The organism is Hyphococcus sp. D3-15, from assembly GCF_055809375.1.
Map to the genome: position 1 here is coordinate 3,228,320 of NZ_CM147910.1, position 22,680 is coordinate 3,250,999.

At 58.8% G+C, this 22,680-nt stretch carries 17 protein-coding genes and 2 pseudogenes; 15 read left to right on the forward strand and 4 right to left on the reverse strand.

Translation table 11 applies throughout. From position 1 onward, the window contains the following. Window positions 1-138: 138 nt before the first annotated feature. Complete coding sequence (locus AC0L8G_RS15830) at window positions 139-411, reverse strand: hypothetical protein (RefSeq protein ID WP_473385135.1); 273 nt, start codon at window positions 409-411, stop codon at window positions 139-141. A 142-nt stretch (window positions 412-553) separates the two neighbouring features. On the opposite strand from AC0L8G_RS15830, the gene AC0L8G_RS15835 reads away from it, so the two are divergent. Continuing rightward, window positions 554-2,623, forward strand: a complete 2,070-nt coding sequence (locus AC0L8G_RS15835; protein WP_473385136.1) for a M20/M25/M40 family metallo-hydrolase — start codon at window positions 554-556, stop codon at window positions 2,621-2,623. Between the two features lie 48 nt (window positions 2,624-2,671). Here AC0L8G_RS15835 and AC0L8G_RS15840 read toward each other — a convergent pair whose 3' ends face one another. Next, complete coding sequence (locus AC0L8G_RS15840; protein ID WP_473385137.1) at window positions 2,672-3,817, reverse strand: CaiB/BaiF CoA transferase family protein; 1,146 nt, start codon at window positions 3,815-3,817, stop codon at window positions 2,672-2,674. 48 nt (window positions 3,818-3,865) lie between these two features. Further along, window positions 3,866-4,492: an FMN-binding negative transcriptional regulator gene (locus tag AC0L8G_RS15845; protein ID WP_473385138.1), complete on the reverse strand. Its 627-nt coding sequence runs from the start codon at window positions 4,490-4,492 to the stop codon at window positions 3,866-3,868. Between the two features lie 313 nt (window positions 4,493-4,805). On the opposite strand from AC0L8G_RS15845, the gene AC0L8G_RS15850 reads away from it, so the two are divergent. The 7 genes and pseudogenes from AC0L8G_RS15850 (at window position 4,806) to AC0L8G_RS15880 (ending at window position 10,786) form a co-directional block, all read left to right on the forward strand. Continuing rightward, window positions 4,806-5,807: a PepSY-associated TM helix domain-containing protein gene (locus AC0L8G_RS15850; protein WP_473385139.1), complete on the forward strand. Its 1,002-nt coding sequence runs from the start codon at window positions 4,806-4,808 to the stop codon at window positions 5,805-5,807. 25 nt (window positions 5,808-5,832) lie between these two features. Further along, the gene (locus AC0L8G_RS15855) at window positions 5,833-7,050 is read left to right on the forward strand and encodes a carbohydrate porin (RefSeq protein WP_473385140.1); all 1,218 of its coding nucleotides are present in this window, start codon (window positions 5,833-5,835) and stop codon (window positions 7,048-7,050) included. 200 nt (window positions 7,051-7,250) lie between these two features. Continuing rightward, window positions 7,251-7,835: pseudogene (locus tag AC0L8G_RS15860) on the forward strand (aldehyde dehydrogenase family protein); the annotation flags it as partial. A gap of 31 nt (window positions 7,836-7,866) precedes the next feature. Then, complete coding sequence (locus tag AC0L8G_RS15865; RefSeq protein ID WP_473385141.1) at window positions 7,867-8,685, forward strand: aldehyde dehydrogenase family protein; 819 nt, start codon at window positions 7,867-7,869, stop codon at window positions 8,683-8,685. A gap of 13 nt (window positions 8,686-8,698) precedes the next feature. After that, window positions 8,699-9,463 (forward strand): SDR family NAD(P)-dependent oxidoreductase, encoded by a 765-nt coding sequence (locus AC0L8G_RS15870; RefSeq protein ID WP_473385142.1) that lies wholly within the window; start codon window positions 8,699-8,701, stop codon window positions 9,461-9,463. 13 nt (window positions 9,464-9,476) lie between these two features. Further along, window positions 9,477-10,154: an MFS transporter gene (locus AC0L8G_RS15875; RefSeq protein ID WP_473385143.1), complete on the forward strand. Its 678-nt coding sequence runs from the start codon at window positions 9,477-9,479 to the stop codon at window positions 10,152-10,154. Continuing rightward, window positions 10,151-10,786, forward strand: coding sequence for an MFS transporter (locus tag AC0L8G_RS15880; RefSeq protein ID WP_473385144.1), 636 nt, complete (start codon window positions 10,151-10,153; stop codon window positions 10,784-10,786). Before AC0L8G_RS15875 ends, AC0L8G_RS15880 begins: the two co-directional genes overlap by 4 nt. Here the strand turns inward: AC0L8G_RS15880 and AC0L8G_RS15885 are convergent. Then, the gene (locus tag AC0L8G_RS15885; RefSeq protein ID WP_473385145.1) at window positions 10,769-13,507 is read right to left on the reverse strand and encodes a winged helix-turn-helix domain-containing protein; all 2,739 of its coding nucleotides are present in this window, start codon (window positions 13,505-13,507) and stop codon (window positions 10,769-10,771) included. The two genes, AC0L8G_RS15880 and AC0L8G_RS15885, sit on opposite strands and share 18 nt — an antisense overlap. Before the next feature lie 116 nt (window positions 13,508-13,623). On the opposite strand from AC0L8G_RS15885, the pseudogene AC0L8G_RS15890 reads away from it, so the two are divergent. The 7 genes and pseudogenes from AC0L8G_RS15890 to AC0L8G_RS15920 all read left to right on the forward strand — a co-directional run. After that, window positions 13,624-14,185, forward strand: a pseudogene (locus AC0L8G_RS15890) (hydantoinase/oxoprolinase N-terminal domain-containing protein); the annotation flags it as partial. Between the two features lie 168 nt (window positions 14,186-14,353). Continuing rightward, complete coding sequence (locus AC0L8G_RS15895) at window positions 14,354-15,364, forward strand: hydantoinase/oxoprolinase family protein (RefSeq protein WP_473388893.1); 1,011 nt, start codon at window positions 14,354-14,356, stop codon at window positions 15,362-15,364. After that, window positions 15,354-16,457 carry a DUF917 domain-containing protein gene (locus tag AC0L8G_RS15900; protein WP_473385146.1) on the forward strand — a complete coding sequence of 368 codons (1,104 nt, stop codon included), beginning with the start codon at window positions 15,354-15,356 and terminating at the stop codon, window positions 16,455-16,457. The genes AC0L8G_RS15895 and AC0L8G_RS15900 overlap by 11 nt, the downstream gene beginning before the upstream one ends. After that, a complete protein-coding gene (locus AC0L8G_RS15905) occupies window positions 16,454-17,725 on the forward strand; it encodes a purine-cytosine permease family protein (RefSeq protein ID WP_473385147.1) in 1,272 nt (423 codons plus the stop codon). The genes AC0L8G_RS15900 and AC0L8G_RS15905 overlap by 4 nt, the downstream gene beginning before the upstream one ends. A 23-nt stretch (window positions 17,726-17,748) precedes the next feature. Beyond that, window positions 17,749-18,669 (forward strand): alpha/beta hydrolase, encoded by a 921-nt coding sequence (locus tag AC0L8G_RS15910; RefSeq protein WP_473385148.1) that lies wholly within the window; start codon window positions 17,749-17,751, stop codon window positions 18,667-18,669. 4 nt (window positions 18,670-18,673) lie between these two features. Next, window positions 18,674-21,688, forward strand: coding sequence for an amidohydrolase family protein (locus AC0L8G_RS15915; RefSeq protein WP_473385149.1), 3,015 nt, complete (start codon window positions 18,674-18,676; stop codon window positions 21,686-21,688). An 11-nt stretch (window positions 21,689-21,699) separates the two neighbouring features. Next, on the forward strand, window positions 21,700-22,656 hold the full coding sequence (locus tag AC0L8G_RS15920; protein ID WP_473385150.1) for an alpha/beta hydrolase: 957 nt from the start codon (window positions 21,700-21,702) through the stop codon (window positions 22,654-22,656). The last annotated feature ends 24 nt before the right edge of the window (window positions 22,657-22,680 follow it).

The following is a 22,680-nucleotide window of genomic DNA, read 5'->3' on the forward strand; positions in this document are numbered from 1 at the left end:
CCCCAACCCTACAGGCGCAATGCGCATGAATGGTAGTTGAGAAGGGGGGTAACTGGGTAGGCCTTTGGGTAATCAGGGCCCGTGTGAGCCCGATGAAGGTTTGTTTTGGAGTTTCCGCGCGGGCGCGCATTATGCGCTTTATGAATTCTGGCAATAGCGGGAAGAAATCATCCCGGCAGAGTCAAGAATTATGGATACGCCTTCATAAACAGCAATAGCATAGTCGGAATTTACTGTCTGGCATTCTGGTTCAGAGCCAACCCGGCCCGCCTCGCCCGCTTGCGATCCGCAATGTTTTTCGCGTTTTGTTTTTGCCTTAAGAGGAACTATGGCTAGTTCCCAGACGGAGGGGTTTTCAATGACGCGCTCACCATGGGTTTGGCCCGGCTTTTCAATCGCTGTCTTCGCCATATTATTCCTGGGCTTGAGAGTGCTGGTGGAAGGGCCGTTGCCGCCACAGTCCGGATTTAACGCACCCCGCGCGCATCAGCTCGTTTCAGATCTCATTCCGGAGGCAAAGCCGCACCCCCTCGGCAGCGCGGAAAACCGGCGCGTGCGCGAACGGATTGAGGGAAAATTGGCGGCGCTAGGCTATGCGCCGCAGCTTCAAAAGACGGTCATTTGTTCTGAAGAGCGGTCCGGCTGCGCCGCTGTCGAGAACCTTTACGCGATAAAATCCGGTCACGCTTCCGGCGGCGACGCCATTCTCGTCAGCGCCCATTATGACAGCACGCGGGCCGGTCCGGGCGCGGCTGACGATATGGCCGGGGTCGCCGCCATCCTTGAAGTCATGCAGCTTATTCAGGACGAAACCTATTCGAACGATATCATTTTTCTGTTCGCCGACGCTGAGGAAGCAGGGCTATGGGGCGCCAGAGCCTTCGCCGAGCAAAGCCCGGAAATGGCGCGCGTTCGGCTGGTCATCAATCTGGAGGCGCGCGGCGCCGCCGGCCCTTCGGCAATGTTTGAAACAAGCGCCCATAACAGCAATCTGATCAAACTCTACGCCGGCGCGGCTTCGCGACCCTTCGCCAATTCATTGACATATGAAATCTACCGCAAGATGCCGAACGACACGGACATGTCTGTGTACAAAGCAAATGGCGCAGCTGGCCTTAACTTCGCTTTCACTGGCGGCGTTTCGCTGTATCACACATCGCGAGACGATCCGGCGCATTTAAGCTTGCGCTCTCTCGCCCATCATGGCGACAATCTGCTAACAACGCTGCGCGCCGCCGGTGATGCGAAACTCGGCGAAATGACCACATCCGGCGACGCGGTCTATTTTGACCTGTTCGGAAAAATACTGGTTTTCTGGCCGGCCTGGCTGAATTTTCCCTTATTGCTCGTCGCCCTCGCGCTGATCGTCTTCACCGGGCGACACGCCAAGGCTTTTCGCGCGAAAGCCGTCTTATCAAGCATGGCGGCGTTTGCCGCTATTTTGGCGTCGCTTGGCGTGATCGGCTGGCTGCTGTCATTCCCTCTCGCCGTCTGGCCGGGGGCCGCCTATCTCGACCATCCTTTTCCCTGCCCGGGGCGCATAGCCCTCGCCGCATCAAGCTTGCTTGTTCCAACACTCATCGCGCCCCGCTTTATGCGCGGCGCCGGTTTCAGCACATGCTTGTTTGTCTGTTGGACATTCATAGCTCTGCTGGGAGGCGTTCTGGCCGCAGCCTTGCCCGGCGCGACCTATCTCGCGCTGGCGCCGGTATTCTTATTCGCCATCGCCGCGACAATAGAGCGGGTGATAGCTCCGCAAAGCAACGGAGCAGTCGCCGCCCATATCGGATTTATCGCCGCCGCCTATATGGCTTTGTATCATTTTCTGGCGTTCGAGGTCGTATTGGGTTTTCATCTGAGCCACTTCAAGGCGCTGTTGCTGTTTATGACCGCAATCGCCGGCGCGCCGCTTGTCATGTGGCATACAGACAAATCAAAAAGCGCGAATGGGCCAGCCATAGCCTTGTTGGCGATTACGCTGGCCGCCGCCCTGTTCGCTTCACAAATGCCGGCCTACACATTCGACCGGCCGCGCGCCATGAGCTTTGCCTATGAACAGGTTGAAGCGCTGGACGGAGAGCGGGCGGCGCGCTGGCGCCTGCAGACTTATGGGCCGGACGCTGATCGCATCGCGGAGAAAGCTGAATTTCCCGGCACGCCGGAATCCTATCGCCTCTATAATGTCTATGACCTCAACGCCTATATTAAACCGGCGCAAGACCTTGGCCTTGCGGGACCGGGCGTCGCCATTCAGCGCACTACGCTTGAAAACGGCAAGCGCATCATTCACGGGACCCTGACGCCGGGGCGGAACGGCCCCTATTTCGGCGTCGCGTTCAACAAAGACGCAGCGATTGAGCGGTTCACCGCCTTTGAGACCGATCTTCTCACCGCTGAAAAGCTCGGCAAGACCAAGACCGGCGCGCTGGCCATGTTTTTAGGCATGGGCGAACAGGCCATCCCGTTTGAAATCGTCGCCGGCGAAGCGCCAGTTCCCGCCACGCTCTATGAGGTGTCTTCAATTCCCGCCGACGCCGCTTCGCTGCAATCAATCCGTCCCGATACAGCGGTCCCCAGCGGGCTGGGCGACTATTCGGAAGTTCAAAAGCGGATCGCGTTCTAAACGCGGTTACCTTTTTAAAGTCGCCCGCATGACGGATATGGGGTTGTTTTAGTTTTTAGACTTGAGTTCCGCTAAAATCCCGTCCCGGTCCACATTCAGCGCAGGCGCAGGATGGTCAGGGCGCTTCTGCGCACCTTCGATTGTATAAGGCGATGCGGCGTAGAGGAGTTCGCCTTCGGCCGGATGAGTCATGGATTTGAAAAACCCGGCGCCGGCGAGATGCGGTTCATCGGGCAGGTCTTCCAGCCGGTTGACCGGCGCGCAGGGAACGTCAGCGTCACGCAAAACCGAAAGCCACTCTTCCGTCGTTCGCGCCGGCGCCGACTGCTCTATGAGTTCATAAAGCTCTTCGATATGACGCGACCGCATCTCGCTATTTGTGATGCGCGGCGAATCCGCAAGCTCTTCTTTGCCGATGATCTGAAGAAACCGCCGCCATTGCGCCGCCGTGTAAGGCATGATCGCGACATATCCGTCGCGCGTCGGATAAGGACGGCGCCCCGCCGCGTTCAGCCGTCCATATCCGCGATCAGGCAATGGCGGCACAAAGCTCTGCCCGCTGAGTTGCTCGATCAACAGAAATGACGCCATCGCCTCATACATGGGCGTTTGGATATGGCAGCCCTCGCCCGTGCGCTCCCGGCTGGCGACGCCCGCGGCGATTGCGAACGCCAGATGCAACCCGGCGACCTTGTCGCAAAGGATCGTGCGCACAAAACGCGGCGTGCCCTTGTCGTCAGCATTGAGCCAGGCGAGGCCGGACGCCGCCTGAATGCAGTCGTCATAAGCGGGTTCGTCGCCGTAAAGCCCCTGCCCAAACCCGCGCGCCGAACAATAGACGATGTCGTTCTTTTTCGCCTTGATGGAAGCGTAGTCTACGCCCAGTTTCTCTGCGCTCGCATCGCGCAGATTGTGAACAAAAACATCCGCCGTCGCCACCAGATCCGCCAGAATAGTCTGGTCTTCCGCCTTGGTGAGGTCGAGCGCGATTGAGCGCTTGTTGCGGTTGAGATTAAGAAAGCCCGCGCCATCACCGCCTTCCCGCCCCGGGCGCGCCGCGCGAAAGACATCGCCGCCCACGGGCTCCACCTTGATGACGTCGGCGCCCAAATCCGCAACAAGCTGCGTGGCGTAAGGACCGAGAACGACCGTACTCAGATCAATAACGCGCAGGCCCTTCAGCAAATCATACATCTTTTATCCTCAACTCAAGTAGTAATCGTGATGCGCCTTCCGGCGCAGTTAATCCGGACGCGTCTGATTGAACTGCCGCATCAATTCTTCAAGCTCTTTGTTCTGCATGTTCTTAACAATAGCGTGGAGCGTTTCCGGTCGCTCATCCTGTCCGAGCTTGAACTTTGCCGCTATGCCGGTGACGCGGGCGCGAAACCCGACGATCAGGGGCAATAACAAGTCATATCGTTCGCCCAGTTCCTTAGCGCTCCACGGCTTGGCCGAATTCTGCTCCATCTTCTCGATTAATATGTCTACGGCCTCGGCGGTGAAATCCGGTTCCACCGTAATTTCCGCCTGCACCCGAACATGCGCGTAGTTCCAGGTCGGCGCCCAGTTGCCGCGCTCGGCTTGCGCGGGCGACACATAGCCGGAAGGCCCGTTGAAAAGAATTTTCGCTTTGGGATTCTTTTCAAAAGCCGCGCCCAGAGGATTACGCCGGGCGAAATGTCCGATCAGGCCTGTCAGCCTGTTGTCGGCGTCATATACGCCAATCAGCGGCAACTGGCTCGCTTCTTCTCCCTCTGCGGCGCACACCCAGGCAAGCGGATGCCCTTCGATGAGCTGCCTGACATCATCGTGGCTATAATTTTCAAAGGGTGAACGCGCATTGTCGGACGAAGCGATTTTGGTCATCTGTTCCCGGATGTGAAGGCCGGCATTTGAGCAGACCGGCGGCCTTGGCTCTAGCGCCGATTGACCTATAGCCAGAATACAATATCGGGGATTTCTTGGGTCAGGCCGCCGAAAATCGGGTAATTCCCCCGCATTCCCTTATTTACCGCTGGTCGATTGGGCGGCGCCTTCTGTATTGCGGATAGGTCAAAGGGCTTCAATTGCAGCGTTAAAGGTTTCCAATGTCATCAACCCAATCTCCTGCGCCACGGGGCACGCGAAGAGCGGTGAAAAAATTCACCGCTGGCTCAGCATCGGCGCCGCGGCGTTCTGGATGCTGCAGGCGGTTACGGGCGTCATTCTCAGCTTCCATTTCGAGCTGGAAGACGCGCTGCTGACGACGGAACATCAGCCAACCGACTTCACAGCCATCGAACAACGCATGACGGCGCTGACAAGCGCGGCCCCGGACGCAAAAATCAACTGGATCTGGACTACGGCCGGCCTCGCGGACCGCTATGTTATCAATTACGCGGACAAAGACGGCGCTGAACGCATGGTGCGTGTTGGCGGCGATGGAAAAATCCATCGTGACCGCGCCGCGAACAAGCACTCCTTTCTCGGGCTGATGCGCGAGCTGCATCTCAACCTTTTGTCCGGCGATACCGGTTACTGGATACTCGCCGCTTCCGGCGTCTTGCTCATTAGCAATCTTGTGCTGGGCCTCATTGCCGCCTGGCCGCGCCGCGGCGCATGGCGGCGCGCGCTAACCCCTTCGAGTAAGGGCGGCGTAGATTCTGGCGTGCTTTCCTGGCATCGCGCGCTCGGACTTTGGGTTTTCATTCCCGCGCTCATCGTCGTCTTGTCCGGCACACTGATCTTTTTTGAACACAAAATCGAACACGCCATCGGCATCGAACCCATTACGCTGGCCGCAAATCCCCCTGACGGCGCGGGCGCCGGCTTCGCCGCCGCCGCACGCGCAGCCGAAGCGGCTGTTCCGGGCAGCAAATTCGTCGGCACCACCATGCCATCCGCCGAAGACGCCAGCTATTATGCGTGGGTGCGCGCGCCGGGCGAACTTTTTCGCGCTTACGGCGCCAGCCTTGTGATCGTTGACGCCAATGATGCGAGCATTCGCGGCGCCTATCCGGGCACCAATCTGTTTTCCGCAGATACCTTCATAAGGTCGCTATATCCGATCCACACGGGTGAATTCGCAGGGCTTTCCGGGCGGATTATCGTGATGGCTGTCGGTGTGTGGCTCACGGCGATGATCGTTCTCGGCATCATGCTATGGCTGCGGCGGCGAAAAAAGACCGGGTCTTTCGCATAAATTTCCGTAATTTGATAAGCTGTTTATGACGTCGCACTTGTTTGCATCGATGTTCGCAGCAATTGCGGCGAATGCGGACGCCGCGCTGCCGGGCGATCCGACGCCGCCTGCGCAAGGGCGCTCGCATTCCCATCTTCACGCTCATGATGAAATCGATGAGATGCATGGTCCGGTGCTTGTCGAAGCGACCTATACCGGCGAGACAATCGCGAATGCCGCCGGCGGCATAGGGCGCGGCGCGCGCTATCTCGACAATTTGGATCTGGTGTTAGAAGCGGACCTCGAGGCGCTGGCGGGTTGGCGCGGCGGCGAGTTGCATCTTTACGGGCTCTACAATAATGGCGTTTCCATTAGCGAGCTTGCAGGCGACGCGCTGACGGTCAGCAATATCGAAACCGGCACATCCGCCTTTCGTCTTTATGAAGCCTGGATCGACCAACAGATCGGCGGCGGCTTTTCCGTTAAGGCCGGCTTGTATGATCTCAATTCCGAATTCGATTCACTTGAATCAACTGGCTTGTTCATGGGCAGCGCCCATGGAATCGGCGCGGACATCAGTCAGAGCGGACTGAACGGGCCATCGATCTTTCCTTACACTTCGCTTGCGTTCAGGGTTGAGAAATCCTTTGCTTCCGGTCTCAAACTACGCGCCGCCCTGCTCGACGCCGTGCCGGGCGATCCTGACCATCCCGACCGCACATTGATACGGATCAACAAAGATGAAGGCGCCCTCGCAATCGCAGAGTTGGATGTTCCGGTTACTGAAACCTCGCGCCTTCTCATCGGGCACTGGCGCTACACCGCATCGTTCGAAACATTCGATAGCGGAACACGACGCGGCAATGACGGTTTTTACATCAGAGGCGAAACCGAACTCTTTCGAACCGACCGAAGAACACTCGATGCATTTTTTCGCATCGGCGAGGCGGATGGGCGCTTCAATATGTTCGGCGCCTTTGCCAGCGCTGGCGTAAAGCTAACCGGCTTGATTGCGGAAGATGTCGAGGATGAATTGGGTCTCGCAATGGCGACGGCGCGAACATCGAAAGCCTGGCGCGAAACGACCGGCGGCGCCAAAAGCGAAACAGTGTTCGAACTGACCTACCGGCGTAATGTTTCGCCCTATTTGGCGCTCCAGCCAAACCTGCAATATGTCGTTTCGCCCGGCGCAGACCCGATGACCGCCAATGCGCTTGTCCTCGGCATGCGCTTCGAAATCTCCGCCCGGCATAATTTCAACTGACACCGAAGCCGCCTCTGCTTCCGCGCGCGAAATTCAGAACGGGTAATGCCGCCGCATTCGGGTAATCCGATCTCTGCAACGCCGCCGCCCGTTGACGGAGGTCGTTTATACCGACAGCTATTCTCAATAAGAAACGAAACCATAGGGAGAAAGCGTTGGGCGACGCGCGATTTGACCGACTATTTATCGGCGGCGAGTGGGTGAAGCCAATTGACGGCGGCGTCCGCGGCAGCATCGATCCGGCGACCGGAAAACATTGGGCCGACGTCGCTTTTGGCGGCGCGGCGGATATCAACCGGGCCGTCGCCGCTGCGCGCGAAGCCTTCGAGGGGCCCTGGCGCACCATGCCGGGCGCGGAGCGCGCGGCGCTGTTGCGAAAATTTGCAGATCTCTACGCCACCAAAGTCGAAGAGCTTGCGCAAATTGAATCGCAGGATAATGGCCGCGCTATTCGCGAGTCGCGCGGCGACATCGGCATGCATTCACAATATTACCACTGGTTTGCATCGCTCGCCGACAAACTCTCCGGCCGCACCATTCCCATAGATGACAGCGTGCACGCCTTCACCACACGGGCGCCCGCCGGCGTTGTGGGCACGATCACGCCGTGGAATGTGCCAATGATGGCGGCGGCGTGGAAACTCGGCCCCGCCCTCGCCGCCGGTTGCACCGTCGTTCTAAAACCAGCCGAGCAAACGCCGGCGTCGTCTCTCGCGCTGGCGCGTATTTTCGAAGAGGCGGGCTTTCCTCCGGGCGTCGTCAATGTGGCGCCCGGCGACGGCCCGGTCGCCGGCGCGCGCCTTGTTGCGCATCCGGATGTCGATAAAATCGCTTTCACCGGCGAAGGCGCCTACAGCGAAAACGATATTGAAGACCGGCGCGGACACGTTGAAGCGTTTCAGCTTCGAACTTGGCGGCAAGGCGCCGCATATCATTTTCGCCGACGCCAATGTGGATCAGGCGCTCAATGCGGCGACCGGATCCGCCTGGGCCTTGTGCGGGCAAAGCTGCGCGCTCGGATCGCGAGTGCTGGTCGAGCGGCCGATATATGATCGCGTCGTAGAAGAATTCCGGCGCCGTGCGAAATGCGTGCGCGTCGGCATGCCCCTCGACCCGGCGACCCATATGGGACCGCAGGCGCATCAGGAGCAACTCGACAAGACCTTGTCCTATATTGAAATCGGTCAGGACGAAGGCGCCGCGCTGGTCGCCGGCGGTGAACGCATTGAGTCAGAAAATTTCGCCGACGGTTATTTCGTGACGCCGACGGTGTTTGCGAATGTCGCGCCCGACATGCGCATCGCACAGGAGGAGATCTTCGGACCGGTCGCCTCGATCATTCCGTTTGACGGCGAAGAAGAAGCGGTCGCCATCGCCAATGGCACGCCTTACGGTCTCGCCGCAGGGCTCTGGACAAATGACGTTGGCCGCGCGCACCGCGTGTCATCACGCATCGAGGCCGGCATCGTCTGGGTGAACACCTATCGCTATATCCGCTGGTCGACCCCTTATGGCGGGTTCAAAACCAGCGGCTGGGGGCGCGAGAACGGCATAGAGGCGCTCGATTCCTATCTCGAAACCCGCACCACCGTCATTTCCACCACCGGAAAATTCCCCGATCCATTTGCAAACTGAGGAGGCCGCTGCAATGCGCCTGCACAATAAACTCGCTATCGTGACTGCCGCCGCCTCCGGCATGGGGCGCGCCGGCGTTGAGCGGTTCGTGCGCGAAGGCGCCCGCGTCGCCGCCATCGACATCAGCGCAGATGCGCTGAACACGCTGGTTAAAGATTTCGGCGCAGAGAATGTCGTTCCCATCGTCGCTGACCTTTCAACGGCGGCAGGCGCGAAAGAAAGCATCGACCAGGCGGTCGCTGAACTTGGCGGCGCAGATATTCTCTGGGCCCATGCCGGCATGCCCGGTCCGGCCTCGGTCGAAAATCTCGACCTCGCCGCTTATCAAAAAGCGATCGACCTCAACATTACATCGGCGGCGCTTGGCGCTGGTCAAGTCGCCGAGCATATGCGCGCGCGTGGCGGCGGCGCCATTGTCTTTACATCATCCGTATCGGGACTGGTTGGCTCCATGATGAGCCCGATCTATTCCGCCGCCAAATGGGCGGTTGTCGGCCTGACAAAATCGCTGTCGCTGGCGCTCGCGGGCGACAATATTCGCGTCAATGTGGTCTGTCCGGGGCTTGCCGACACGCCCATGAAGATCGGCTTCACCGGCCGCAGCGGCGATCCGGCGGAAGCCGCCGCCAATGAAGCAAAGCTGATGGCGGCTGTGCCCATGGGCCGGCTCGTCAAACCGGGCGAAGTCGCAGACGCCGTGCTCTGGCTGGTTTCCAGTGAGGCGAGTTTCGTGACCGGCGTCGCCTTGCCGGTGGATGGCGGCTTCACCGCGCGTTGAGAAAGGTCCTGTAATGAGCCACAACCCGAGAGAGACGCTCGACGCCGCGCCAATGCATTGGCGTCAATTCGCCGTTGTTGCGGTTTGCATTGGCCTCAATGCGCTTGACGGGTTCGACGTGTTATCGATCAGCTTCGCCGCGCCGGGCATCGCGGATGAATGGGGCATCGACAGAGCCGTTCTGGGCGTCGTTCTATCGATGGAGCTGATTGGCATGGCCGTCGGTTCCGTGGTGATGGGAAACATCGCCGACCGCATCGGCAGGCGCCCGACTATTCTTGGCTGCATCATTCTCATGGCGATCGGCATGTTCGCCGCGGCCGCCGCAGAAAGCGTCGCCTATCTGTCGGCGACGCGCCTGCTGACCGGGCTTGGGATTGGCGGCATGCTGTCTTCAACCAGCGCCATGGTGGCCGAGTTTTCCAATGCGCGCCGAAGAAGCCTCAACATGGCGCTCAATATTGCGGGCTATTCGACCGGCGCGATTTTGGGCGGGCTGGTGGCGTCGCAATTGCTTGAGATCACCGGCGAATGGCGCAGTGTATTCATTTTTGGCGGCGTCATGACAATTATCGGCTTTCCGCTCGCCTGGGTCCTGCTCCCGGAATCGATTGACCCCTTCTGGCAAGGCGGCCGGCGAAAGCATTGGGGCGCATCAACGCAACATTGGAACGCCTTGGCCACGCCGTGATTGAGAAACTTCCGGCGCCGCCAAGCGAGCAATCCAGAAGCTCAATCGCCGCATTGTTCTCCGGCCAATATGCCCGGATCACGCTATTGCTGACCGCCGCCTATTTCGCGCAAATCATGCTGTTCTATTATGTTGTGAAATGGGTGCCGAAAATCGTTGTGGATTTAGGCTACAGTCCGGCCGAAGCCGGGCGCGTGCTTGTCGCCGCCAATATCGGCAATCTGTTAAGCGCAGTGCTGATCGGCGTCGCCGCGCAGAAATTCAGCATCCGCCCCATGGTAATCGGCGCCATGATCTCTGGTTTCATCTTGATTGGCGTGTTCGGTTCCGGGCTGTCGACGCTCGGCGCGCTTTCCGTTTCCATCGCGCTCGCCGCATTTTTCATCAATGCGGGCGTTGTGGGCATGTATCCGATCTTTGCGAATATTTTTCCCACTCACCTGCGCGCCAGCGGCATCGGTTTTGTGATTGGCGTCGGCAGAGGCGGCTCCGCTATCGGCCCCATCATCGCCGGCTCGCTTTTCGCCAGCGGCGCAAGCCTGCTCGTCGTATCTCTTGCAATGGGGCTCGGCGGATTGGTCGCCGCAACAATGCTCTTTTTGCTCCCGCGCCGGTCATTCGCTGAGCGGTGAGCGCTCCTTCTCGGCGGCTTTATCGCATTCATCTTGCGTCTGCGCGCAAGATGGTGGCGGCGGCAAATCCCATCGCTCCGCAGAAATGCGAACCGCATCCCGGCGTTTGCTGACCCCCATCTTTTTGAAAACAGATTTCAGCCGGTATTTCACCGTATCCGGTGACATGCCGATTAATCGGGCGATCTCTTTGTTCGCATGGCCGAGTTTTAGGTAATACAGAACCTCGGCCTCGGCTTCGCTGAACACGCCCAAAACGGTGACGTAATTTCTGCACGCATTAATCGACTTTTCAATCGACTTCAAAAACTGATCGCGAAACCGGTCACCCGCCGTATCCGCATTCATGGCGTCGCCAAGGCAAGGTTGCACAAACTGGCGCCCATCGACGAAGGGGCGTTTGATATCCTGAAACATTGCAACGCCCACTGCTTCATCAAAACAGCTTCGCGACTCGGTCATTGCGCCCAGCAGCCGATGGCCATAAGCCGCCAATATATTTATGTCGATGAGCAACCCGCCCGCGCCGCGCTTGTTGGCCCACGCCCTGAGCCGTTCAAGATCCGCCATCGCTTTCTGGCACTCACCGCCAAGCAGCCGCAATCTCACCCTGCACAAGGAGGCGGCGATGACGACCGGCCGGTAAAGGGTCGATTCCTCCGTCATCATATCCGCATAGTCGTCAAGCTTGATCGTTTCCGCGGCTTGACGCGCTGCATCCCGTTCGGTGCCGAACAATAGTTGAAGATCGATTTCGAAAATCGCGGCGAGCAATTCAAGCTGGCGCAAGCGGCGACGCGAGGCGACACGCCGGGCGCGCGCGATAACGTCTCCGGCCTCCGCCAGCGCGCCTTCTCCTGCGAGCACGCGCGCCTCGGTCAGGTAAGCCGCCGCATATACATCAACCCACGCGTCGGACTGCTCCATATGCGGCAACGCCCAACTGATCAGGTCGCGGGCCTCGGCGACGCGATCTTCTTCATATAACAGCTCCGCCTGAAAAGCCGCGCAATTGGCGGCGAGGTCGGATCGATCGCCGAAATTCTCCACGATAGCCTGCCAAGCTTCGTCGAGAATTTTTCCCGCTTCTTTCGATCTGCCCTGACTGCGTTTAATCCGCGCTTCAAGAAACCGGGTGAAAAGGTCGCTGTAAATCGATCCGAAGGCCTGGTAATGCTCGCGCGCGGCGAGCGTTGGCTGCAGCGCCCGCTCAAGCCAGCCGCCTTCGTAATATTTGGCGCCCAATGTTTCACTGATATGCGCGAGCACAAGGTGATCATTCGCCGGCAATTTTCGCAGCAACGCCTCGCGCGCAATCAAGTCATCGAGCCTGACGGGCTGATTTTCGTAATCTGCTAAAGTATCGCCGACGACACGAATGTCTGTTCTCAAGTCAGCGGAAAATTCGGCTTCTTCGCCAAGACGGTCAAATTCGATCCGCGCCGCCCCCAATTCACCGCGCTTGATCAGGAGATAGACATGGGCAAGCAAAAGGCGCGGACGCGATTGTATAAAAGCGCTATCGAGCTTTGACAAAGCGCGTTCAACGACGCTCTGCATGCCTTGAGGAATGAGCCGCCATCCGCCGGCCTCGACAAGTATGTCCGCCAAAAATCCGTCATCATCAGCCAGGAGTGCGTGATTGACGGCGTCCGCTACTTCGCCTTGCTCTGCATACCAGGAAGCGATCTTCCGCTGCATCGAGGCGAATTTCACCGTGTCCGCCCTCTCGAACCGGTCCCGCAGAAATTGCGCAAACAACTGGTGATAGCGATATTCGCGCCGTTCCGCGCTGACGGGAGCCAGGAACACGCCTTGTTGTTCCAGGCTTTCGAGGATTACCCAGCCATCTTGCCGGTCGCAAAGAAGATTGACGATTTCGCCGTTCAGCCGATCGAGCAAGGAGGTTCGAATGACGATCTCGCGCGTTTCTTCCGGCAGCGCCATCAACACCTGATCAGACAAATAGCGCGCCAGCTCCGCTCCCGAACCGGAATAATGGTCGATAACATTATGCGGGTCGACGCCGCGCTTGAGCGAAAGAGAGGTCAACTGCAAGGCGATTGGCCATCCCTCGGTGCGGTCGAGTATTTTCCCGAGATCACCGCTGGCGAGCGATTTATCGCTATGGGCCAAAAGCGTCTTCGCTTCCTGCGCCGAAAATTTCAGATCCTGCGCCGTGATTTCAAGCAATTGTTCTTCCGCCGCCAACACAGACTGACCCAGCGCCGGGATATCGCGCGACGCAAAGATGAAGTGACAGTTGGGCGGCGCCATCCTGATGAGCGACTTTAAAAACTCGCATACCGGAGAACTGTCCGCGTGGTGAAGGTCATCAAGGATCAGAACAAAGGGCTGCTCCTTGCAATCCAGCTCGTTGATGATCGCGGAAAGCGCTGCGCGTTGCGGCAGGTCGCCGGAAAAGGTTTTGCGTTTTCCGCTCTGTCCCTTGTTTTGGACCGCGATTGAAAGACACTTAACCAACCGCTTGAGATCGCAGTCATCGCGTTCCAGCGTAAGCCAGGCGACGGCGGTTGACGCTTCATCCAGATTGTCGCGCCACTGCGCCAGCAAACTTGTTTTGCCATAGCCCGCAGGCGCCTGAATCAGAGTCAGCCGATGCGCCAATGCGGAATTGAGAAGCGATAGCAGGTGCGCGCGACGGATCTGACCGCCCATCCATACCGGCGGATTGAACTTGGCCTCAATTACATCATGCATTTGAGCCTGCTTCATGCGTTGCTAACAACCACTATCCATTTGGTTAGGTTATGGTTTTATGACAATTGTGGCAACTGGTGATGAACCGCCCGACCGGTCAAATTACCCGCATTCGCATGCCGGTTTACCCGTTCGCAACACCCAGCACCCGTTTCCTTCGTTGCACCCCGTCTGGCCGCTATTTACCTATCTGGAAGTTTGCAAATTACAGCAGGGGTTTAAGGGTGCGTATTGGTGTTGATGTCGGCGGGACGAACACCGATGCGGTATTGATTAACGGATCGCATGTCCTTGCCTCGATCAAGAAGCCTACATCCGAAAACATAACCGCCGGCGTCTCTGATGCGATCGAAGCCGTCTTAAGTCGCGCCAATGTCGCGCCGGGCGCTATTCGCGCCGTCATGATCGGCACAACGCATTTCACCAACGCACTGGTTGAGCGTTCGCGCCTTGATGAAATCGGAATCATTCGCCTCGCAAGCCCCTCTGGCGAGGCGCTGCCTCCCTTTACCGGCTGGCCGGAAGATCTGACGGACCGGGTCGGAAAGCACTATTTTTTATTGCCCGGCGGTTACGAGTTCGACGGTAGAGAAATTTCCGCGTTCGATGAAAAAAGTGCGTGATGCGGCTCGCTCTTGTCGCCAGCGCGGCATCTCAAGCATCGCTGTCAGCAGCGCCTTCGCGCCCATCAATGAGGCGATGGAGCAACGCGCGGCGCAAATCATCCGCGAAGAAATTCCGAATGCGGTGATCAGCCTGTCTCATGAAATCGGCCGCCTTGGCCTGATCGAGCGTGAGAACGGCGTGATTTTGAATGCGGCGCTCGCGACGCTTGCCCGCCATGTGATGACCTCCTTTGAGCGTGCGCTTGAGCAGCATGGCCTCAACGCCAGATTATTCATCTCGCAAAATGACGGAACGTTGATTTCGGCGGCGCACGCTTCGCGGTTTCCGGTGATGACTATCGGGTCTGGTCCGACGAACAGCATGCGAGGGGCGGCGTTTCTGACCAATATCCGCGACGGCATCGTCATGGATGTCGGCGGCACGACTTGCGATATCGGCGTGCTGGTAAACGGCATGCCGCGCGAATCCAGCGTCGCGGTCGATATTGGCGGCGTGCGCACCAATATTCGCATGCCCGACGTGCTCGCGATCGGACTGGGCGGCGGCACGCGCATTCACTATGACCCGGAAATGTCTATGGCGAATGCCGGCGCCCGCGACGGTCTTCGCATCGGCCCGGATCCGGTGGGCTACCGGATCATGCAGGAAAGCTTTCTTTTTGGCGGCGATACGCTGACAGCAAGCGATATCGCTGTTGCCTGCGGGCATGCGCAATTCGGCGATCCTTCGCGCGTGCCGGCGCTAAGCCCTGAAGTCCGAAGCACAATCTGGCGCAAAATACAGGCGCTGCTTGAAGACGGCGTGGACAGAATGAAAACAACCGCAGGCGATACAACAATCATCGCTGTGGGCGGCGCGAATTTTCTGATCGCTGATTCACTAAAAGGCGCAGCAACCGTTTTGCGCCCAAACCACGCTTCGGTTGCGAACGCGGTCGGCGCCGCAATCGCGCAGGTCGGCGCGCAAATCGATAAAATCATCGACTACGATAAAACACCGCGCGAGGCGGCGCAGGCCAGCCTGCGAAAATCCGTCGTCGCGCAAGTCGCCGCTAGTGGGGCGCGGGAGAATATTGAAATTGTCGATGTGGAAGAGGTGTTTTTGAGCTATCTGCCAGGACGCGCGGCGCAAGTGCGCATTAAAGCCGTCGGCGACCTCGCCGATATCAGCTCAACGACAACGACCCATTCCGACAATGAGGCAATGGCGAAGGTAAGCCGTGCGCATTGATCAGCCGATGCTGGCCGACCTCGCCCGGGGCGCTGCGTTTCTGGGATCAGGCGGCGGCGGCGACCCCTATTACAGTCTTCTTCTGGCGGAAGCGGCGATCAAACGTTGCGGCGGCTTCGAGCTTTTACCGCTGTCAGAAATACCGGACAACGCGCTGGTCGCGCCATGCGGATGGATCGGCGCGCCGACCGTGTCGCTGGAAAAGCTGCCAAACGGACGCGAAGTGGTGACCGGGCTGCGCCGGCTGGAAGCGATCATGGGGCGAAAGATAGACGCCGTCTTGCCCATCGAAATCGGCGGCGGCAACGGGCTGGCCCCGCTGATCGCCGCGGCGGAGTTGGGCGTCCCCGTCCTCGATTGTGACGGCATGGGAAGAGCCTTCCCGGAATCGCAGATGACAATTTTCAATATCAGGAACCTGTCCGCCTGCCCCTCCGTGCTGACTGCTTCCTGCGGTTCGCTGGCCGTGATTGAAACCCAGGACAACCTTACCCATGAAAGCATGGCGCGTAGTCTTTCCGTTGCACTGGGCGGCATCGCGCATTTGGTCGAGTACCCGCTGACGGGCGCCCAGGCGAGAGCCAATGCGATCGCCGGCAGTGTGAGCGCCGCAATTTCCGCCGGCGCGGCGATACGCAAGGCGCGCGCAAAAGGCGAAGATCTGTTCCAAGCGCTCACAACAGCGCTTCGAGAATCCGGTCTCTATCCCCACAGCTTTACGTTGTTTGACGGAAAGATTGTCGACCTTGAACGCGAAACGCGGGGCGGGTTTTCGGTCGGCAAGGTTGTGATTGATGGCTTTGGCGGGAAAAACCGCATGGAGATCGAGTTTCAGAATGAAAACCTGATCGCCCGGCGGAACGGGGAAGTATGCGCCATGACGCCGGACCTGATTACCGTCATGGACCGCGAAACCGCGGACACGATTACAACCGAGAAATTGAAATACGGTCAGCGCGTAAAAGTTGTCGGGGCGGCGGCGCCCGCTATGCTGCGCGAGGAAAATGCGCTTAAGTTTGTCGGACCGGCGGCTTTCGGCTTCGGTATGGACTTCACGCCAATTGAAAAACTGAACGCCAGGGACACCGTATGAGCACAGGCCCAACCAGCGAATCTTACGCAAGCGCGGCTTTGCCCGAAAGCATGACGGTTCCTGGTTGGCGCGTTGCGCTGATCATCATGAGCTTTACCTTCGCGCTGCCGGGTTTTCTCAATGCCGCGCAAATCGGTCTCGCGCTGGGCTTTCATCAGGCGGTTCTGGCGGCGCTGCTCGCCGGGCTGATCCTTTGCGCCGGCGCTGTCCTTACAGCGATCATCAGTGTCAGAACCAGGCTGACGACATATTTGCTTGTGCAGCGTTCATTCGGCGTGAAAGGCGCGGCACTCGTCAATATTGTCATCGCGATTGTTCATTATTGCTGGTTCGGCGTGAATGTCTCTTTCTTCGGGGACGCCATGGTCGCAGCGGCGAATGAAGGATATGGCATTCCCGGCAATTTCAGCATTTACGTGATCATCGGCAGCATCTTGATCACCTTCTCCACGATTTACGGCTTCAAAACCCTGGACAGGCTGGCGATGGTGGCCGTGCCGCTTGTGGGCGTCATTCTCGCCGCTGTCTGCGTCAAAGCGCTCGGCGCCAACCCGGTCAATCTAGCGCCCGCAGAAGCGCCGCCTGTGCCCATGGGTTTCGGGATCGCGCTTTCTTCACTGATTGGCGGAAACATGCTGACGGTTGCAGCAATGCCGGACCTCTCGCGCTTTATCCGTACGGAGCGCGGCGCCCTGGTCGGCATGGCGCTGTCTTTTCCGTTCGCCGTCCCGATGCTCATGATCGTCTCCGCCCTGATCGCGCTTGTGACATTGCAGACCGACATCATGCAGCTGGTTGTCGGCTTCGGCTTTGGCGCGCCCGCTTTGGTGATGTTGCTGCTTTCTGTTTGGACCATCAACGCGCTCAACCTGTATTCAGCCAGTCTCTCCATGTCAGCGACATTTCCCAAAATTCGCGGCATCGTTTTCACGGTCATCGGCGGCGCGGTCGGCTGCATTTTTGCGCTGATGGGCATTATCAACTCTTTCATTCCGTTTCTTGTGACGCTCGGGCTGATCATTCCGCCGATCGCCGCAATTTATGTGATTGACGGGTTTTATACATTTCGCAGCAAAGCCTCTGAAACCGAGCGGCCCGATGCGGCGCCATTTCGGTGGCTGGCGATCGCCGTATGGCTCGGCTCTCTCGTCATTACGCTGCCTGCGACCGCGGCGGGTGTGACGCTGACAACCGTGCCCGCTCTTGACGCCACGATCCTCGCCGCGCTCGCCTATCTCGCCTTGCTGCGACTACTTCCGAAACGGTGACCGCAACATGAAGCAGGTGAAACATGAAACACTCCTCAGCCATGCATAAAGCCTTAAAGGCCGGCGTTTACATGATCGCCGCATTCGCCGGCATGCTGACGGCGCCCGTTTACGCCCAGAGCGATGCACAGGCCGAAGCAGCAAAAGATCCCGCCGGCGCGCCTTATGTGATGCCCGAAACAGAAGTCTGGGACATGGATGCCGCGCATGGGGAACGGTATCGGATCTATGTCTCCCGCCCGGATGGCGACGCGCCGGAAGGCGGCTATCCGGTTCTTTATGTGCTGGACGGCAACGCCATGTTCGCCGGTTTCGCAGAAGCGCGCCGCATACAAAGCGTCTATGACAAAGGCCTCGACAAGATGATTGTCGTCGCCATTGGTTATCCTAATACTGAACTCTATGACGGCCGCCGGCTCGGCGACTTTACGCCGCCCATCGAAACGCCAGAACTGAAGGAAATGTTCGCCGCCTATCCGTCGGGCAAACAAGACGAATTTAGCGCGTTTCTTCTCGATAAAGTGCGCCCGGAAATCGAACGCCGCTATTCCGTCGACAAACGACGCCAGTCCCTGTTCGGCCATTCTCTAGGCGGCCTGTTCGCCCTGCATATTCTCTACACACAACCTTCGGCGTTCCACACAATCGTCGCCACCAGCCCGTCTATCTGGTGGGACAATCAGAGCATCCTGGAGGAAGAGCGCGCCTTTACCTCGCGCCTTAAGAAAAAGCCTTTCCCAACAAGCCGTATTGTGTTGCTGACCGGCGAGCTTGAGGAAGAAGAAGTGGTCGTTGGCGACACGATTGCGCTCGGCAAACGCCTGGAGGCGCTCTCCGGCTATGGCCTCAGAAGCGGATACGCCGTTCTTGATAAGGAAACTCACATCACTGTGCCCGCCCGCGCGGTGACGGCGACAATGCGCGCCGTCATGCAGCGGCCTTAGTCACATGAAGCATTTATCCCGGCGCATCCCTCATTTGAACCGCCGCGATTTGCTACAGGCCGGCGGCCTTACCGCCGGACTGGCGGGATTTTCCGGCATGGGGGCGTCGGCCCGCCCGGCGCACATGAACAGCGCCCGCATTCAGATAGGTGAAGCGACGAACATTACAGCCGCGCCATCGCCAGACGGCATGCTGATCGCCTTCGATCTTCTGGGTATGCTTTGGCTTGTCAGCGTTGATGGCGGCGAAGCGGCTTGCCTGACCGATGACGGGTTCGCGGATATCGCCTATCCGTGCTGGTCGCCGGACGGAGATCGCATCGCTTTCCAGTCTTATCAAACCGAAAACTTTCACATCTGGATCATGGGCGCGGATGGAAGCGGTCTGACGCAGCTGACAACCGGTTTCTCGGACCATCGCGAACCATTCTTCCATCCGGACGGCGATTCAATTTATTTTTCTTCCGATCGCACGGGACGATACGCCATTCACCGCCTCGATCTGGCGAGCAATGCGATTTCGCAAATCAGCCACGGCAAAAGCCAGGATAGCGAGCCCTGCATTGCGGCGGACGGGCGCCGGATCGCCTATGTCGCCGATGGCCGCCGCCTTATGCTGCAGGAAGGAAATGAAGCAGCGCAAGCCGTCGCCTCCGTTCCTGCCTCAAAAAGCTGGGCGGAGTGGTCGAAGCTCTATGCTCCAAGTTTCGCACCGGACGGACGCCTGTCGCATGTTGAAATCGTCGAGGGCAAGGCGGCGCTACGCGTTGGTGACGAAGTCGCGGTCGAGGATGAAGATATTTTTCCTTTTCGCACCGGCTGGTTGCCGGACGGCGGCCTTATCTACGCTTCAAACGGAAAAATAAGAGCGATAGACGCCGCAGATGTTGCCAAAGAAATCCCTTTCACAGCGACCATAGACGTCGCGACTCCATCCTATAAAAAACGGCGGCGCGACTTCAAAAGCGAGCAGCCGCGAAATGTGCTTGGCCTGACCTCGCCGGCGCTTTCCCCCGGCGGCGATCATATCGCCTTTGGGGCGCTAAACGATATTTATGTTCTGACAATCGATGAGCGCACGCCGCGCCGGATCACCGAAGGGCCGTATGCGAAAGCGTACCCAGCATGGTCGCCGGACGGCAAACAACTGGCATATTCCGCCGATTACGATGGCGCGATGAATATCTGGCTGCATGATGTTTCAACCGGAGAAAAGCGCCAGCTTACGCAGTCGCCTTCAAACGCCGCCACCCTGCCCTGCTGGAGCCGGGACGGTTCAAAAATCGCATTTATGAATCAAAACGGGGCGCTCCATATCGCCGATATCGACTCCGGCGCGGTCAAACAAATCCATGATCCGCTCTGGTTGCCCGGCCGGCCCAGCTTCAGTCCGGACGGAAAGAAGATCGCGCTCGCAGCATTCAAAGCGATTTCCGGCCGGTTCCGCGATGGCCTGTCGGAAGTTTTGATTGTCCATGTTGAATCCGGCGCGGGCGCCTATACGCCGATTGCAGCAAACAAATCCATCGCAACGCGCGGTGATGACGGCCCGGTCTGGTCTCCCGACGGCAAACATCTCGCCTATGTTTTCGCGAGCACCTTGTGGATACAGCCCGTCTCACCTGATGGCGGCTTCGAGGGGCCAGCGCGGCAGATCAGCGGTGAAGTCACGGACGCCCCAAGCTGGAGCGGCGACGGACAATCGCTTTTATATTTGAGCAATGGCGAGTTGCGCCTGACCAATTTGCGCGACGGCAAAACCCGCACTGTTCCCCTGCGGCTACAATGGGCGCAAGCGAAGGCGCCGGAAATATCCGTCATTCGCAACGCACAGATATGGGATGCGCTCGGTCCGGATTATCGCGAAGGCGATGTCATCCTGCGCGGGAACCGCATCGCAGAAATTGCGCCGCCGGACAGCATCCATATTGACGGCATGCGCATCATTGATGGCCAAGGCCAGACCTTGATGCCTGGCCTCATTGACATGCATACGCATCGGCAGGTGCACGGCGCCAGCTATGGCGCGCGGATGGGCCGGGCCTTGCTCGCCATGGGCGTGACAGCGACGCGCTCGCCCGGCAGCGCGGCCTATTACATGGCGGAAGATCGCGAAGCGATTGACGCGGGACTGCGTATCGCGCCTCGCCATTTTGCGGCCGGCGAAGCGCTCGACGGCAGCCGCATCTACTACAATTTCATGCGCCCCGTGACAGAGCCGGGGCAACTCGCGCTTGAACTTTCCCGCGCCAAAGCGCTCGACTATGACATGATCAAAACCTATGTGCGCATGGACAACCGCACGCAGGCGGAGGTCATCAAGGCCGCGCATAAAATGGGCATGCCGGTCAGTTCCCATTACCACTATCCGTCCATCCGCCATGGCGCGGACGCGGTCGAACATCTCGGCGCGACGAACAGGTTCGGGTTTTCCCGCACGATCACCGCCCTCGGCGCTGCCTATGAAGACGTCATCAAAATATTCGCAGCGGCGAAAGCCGGCCGCGCCCCGACATTATTCGCGGCGAATGCGCTATTGCCGGATAATCGTGACCTTGTTGACGACGAACGCATCCGCACGCTCCTGCCGCCATGGGAGCTGGCGCGTTTCGACGCGCTGGCGCAGATGATCGCTGACACCGACCTCGAACCGTTGCTGAAAACGTTGGAGAGCAATGTCGCGCAGATAAAATCGATGATGGCGGAAGGCTGGCGCGTTCACACCGGCACAGATGCGCCTATCGATACGGTGGGCGTGAGCTATCACCTCAATCTACGCGCCATGACGCGCTTCGGCGTGTCGGCCTATGACGCGCTGCTCACGGCGACGCGATATGCGGGCGAATTTCTGGATGAACCGATTGGCGCAATCCAGCCGGGGCATCTTGCAGACCTTATTCTGGTCGAGGGCGACCCGCTGGCTGACATTGCTGATGCGGCGCGCGTGCGAACCGTGATCCGCGACGGAATTCCGTTCGAGATGGCGGCGCTGCTTGACCCCTTTCTTCCGACAGACTGACGGAGAAACTTTTGAACGACCGTGATGCAGTAGATGACGAGATAGCGGCTTTCAACGCGCAATTGCGCGCGGCATGGGGGCGGCGCCCGGCGCTGGATACGCTTTCCATGGCGGAGCTGCGCGCAATTGCGGAGGAAATTCGCGCGCCATGGGCCGCTGGCGGTCCGGTGATGGCGGACATCCAAAATCATCAAATCGAGTTAAAAACCGGCAAAGCGCCAATAAGAGTTTACTACCCTCAACACGCAAACGAAGCGTCGCCGGTGCTGATCTATCTGCATGGCGGCGGCTTCGTCATGTTCAGCAACGATACGCATGACAGGCTGATGCGCGAATACGCCGCCAGAGGCCGCTTCGTCGTGATCGGCGTTGATTATCCGCTGGCGCCCGAACACAAATTCCCGGCGGCGCTTAACTGCATCACCGATCTTGTCCTATGGCTTGAAGAGAATGCGCATTGGCTTGGCATAGACCCCGCGCGCATGGCGATTGGCGGTGATTCCGCAGGCGGCAACCTCGCCATCAGCACATGCCTTCAATTGCGGGGCGCCTCGAAATTGCATCTGATACAGGCCGTTCTTTCAAACTATGGCGGCTTTTCCGCCGAATGCAGCGATGAAGCGGAAGCCCAACGCGGCGGCGCCGGCGCTGTCTTGAACAAGGCTGAAGTAGAGTATTTCTGGAACCAGTATCTCAACAGCGACGCGGAAAAATGCAATCCTTTTGCGTGTCCGGTTCACGCGGATCTTCGCGAACTGCCGCCGGTATTTCTGGCCATCCCTGACCGTGATATCGTCTCTGACGACAGTTTCGCCCTGGCTGAGAAACTGAACATGGCGGGCGTTTCTGCGACGACAAAAATCTATCGCGGCGCAACGCACAGCTTTCTGGAAGCCATGTCCATATCCACGCTCGCCCGCGAAGCGATCCGCGACGGCGCCGACTTTATCGCCAATCATCTTGAATGAGTTTTCCCGCGCAAATTTTACGAC

Bases quoted from the DNA above. Each gene is read 5' to 3' on its own strand.
- AC0L8G_RS15830 (WP_473385135.1), bottom strand. From the start codon at position 411: ATGGCGAAGACAGCGATTGAAAAGCCGGGCCAAACCCATGGTGAGCGC.
- AC0L8G_RS15840 (WP_473385137.1), bottom strand. From the start codon at position 3,817: ATGTATGATTTGCTGAAGGGCCTGCGCGTTATTGATCTGAGTACGGTC.
- AC0L8G_RS15845 (WP_473385138.1), bottom strand. From the start codon at position 4,492: ATGACCAAAATCGCTTCGTCCGACAATGCGCGTTCACCCTTTGAAAAT.
- AC0L8G_RS15850 (WP_473385139.1), top strand. From the start codon at position 4,806: ATGCTGCAGGCGGTTACGGGCGTCATTCTCAGCTTCCATTTCGAGCTG.
- AC0L8G_RS15855 (WP_473385140.1), top strand. From the start codon at position 5,833: ATGACGTCGCACTTGTTTGCATCGATGTTCGCAGCAATTGCGGCGAAT.
- AC0L8G_RS15865 (WP_473385141.1), top strand. From the start codon at position 7,867: ATGTCGATAAAATCGCTTTCACCGGCGAAGGCGCCTACAGCGAAAACG.
- AC0L8G_RS15870 (WP_473385142.1), top strand. From the start codon at position 8,699: ATGCGCCTGCACAATAAACTCGCTATCGTGACTGCCGCCGCCTCCGGC.
- AC0L8G_RS15875 (WP_473385143.1), top strand. From the start codon at position 9,477: ATGAGCCACAACCCGAGAGAGACGCTCGACGCCGCGCCAATGCATTGG.
- AC0L8G_RS15885 (WP_473385145.1), bottom strand. From the start codon at position 13,507: ATGCATGATGTAATTGAGGCCAAGTTCAATCCGCCGGTATGGATGGGC.
- AC0L8G_RS15895 (WP_473388893.1), top strand. From the start codon at position 14,354: ATGACCTCCTTTGAGCGTGCGCTTGAGCAGCATGGCCTCAACGCCAGA.
- AC0L8G_RS15905 (WP_473385147.1), top strand. From the start codon at position 16,454: ATGAGCACAGGCCCAACCAGCGAATCTTACGCAAGCGCGGCTTTGCCC.
- AC0L8G_RS15910 (WP_473385148.1), top strand. From the start codon at position 17,749: ATGAAACACTCCTCAGCCATGCATAAAGCCTTAAAGGCCGGCGTTTAC.
- AC0L8G_RS15915 (WP_473385149.1), top strand. From the start codon at position 18,674: ATGAAGCATTTATCCCGGCGCATCCCTCATTTGAACCGCCGCGATTTG.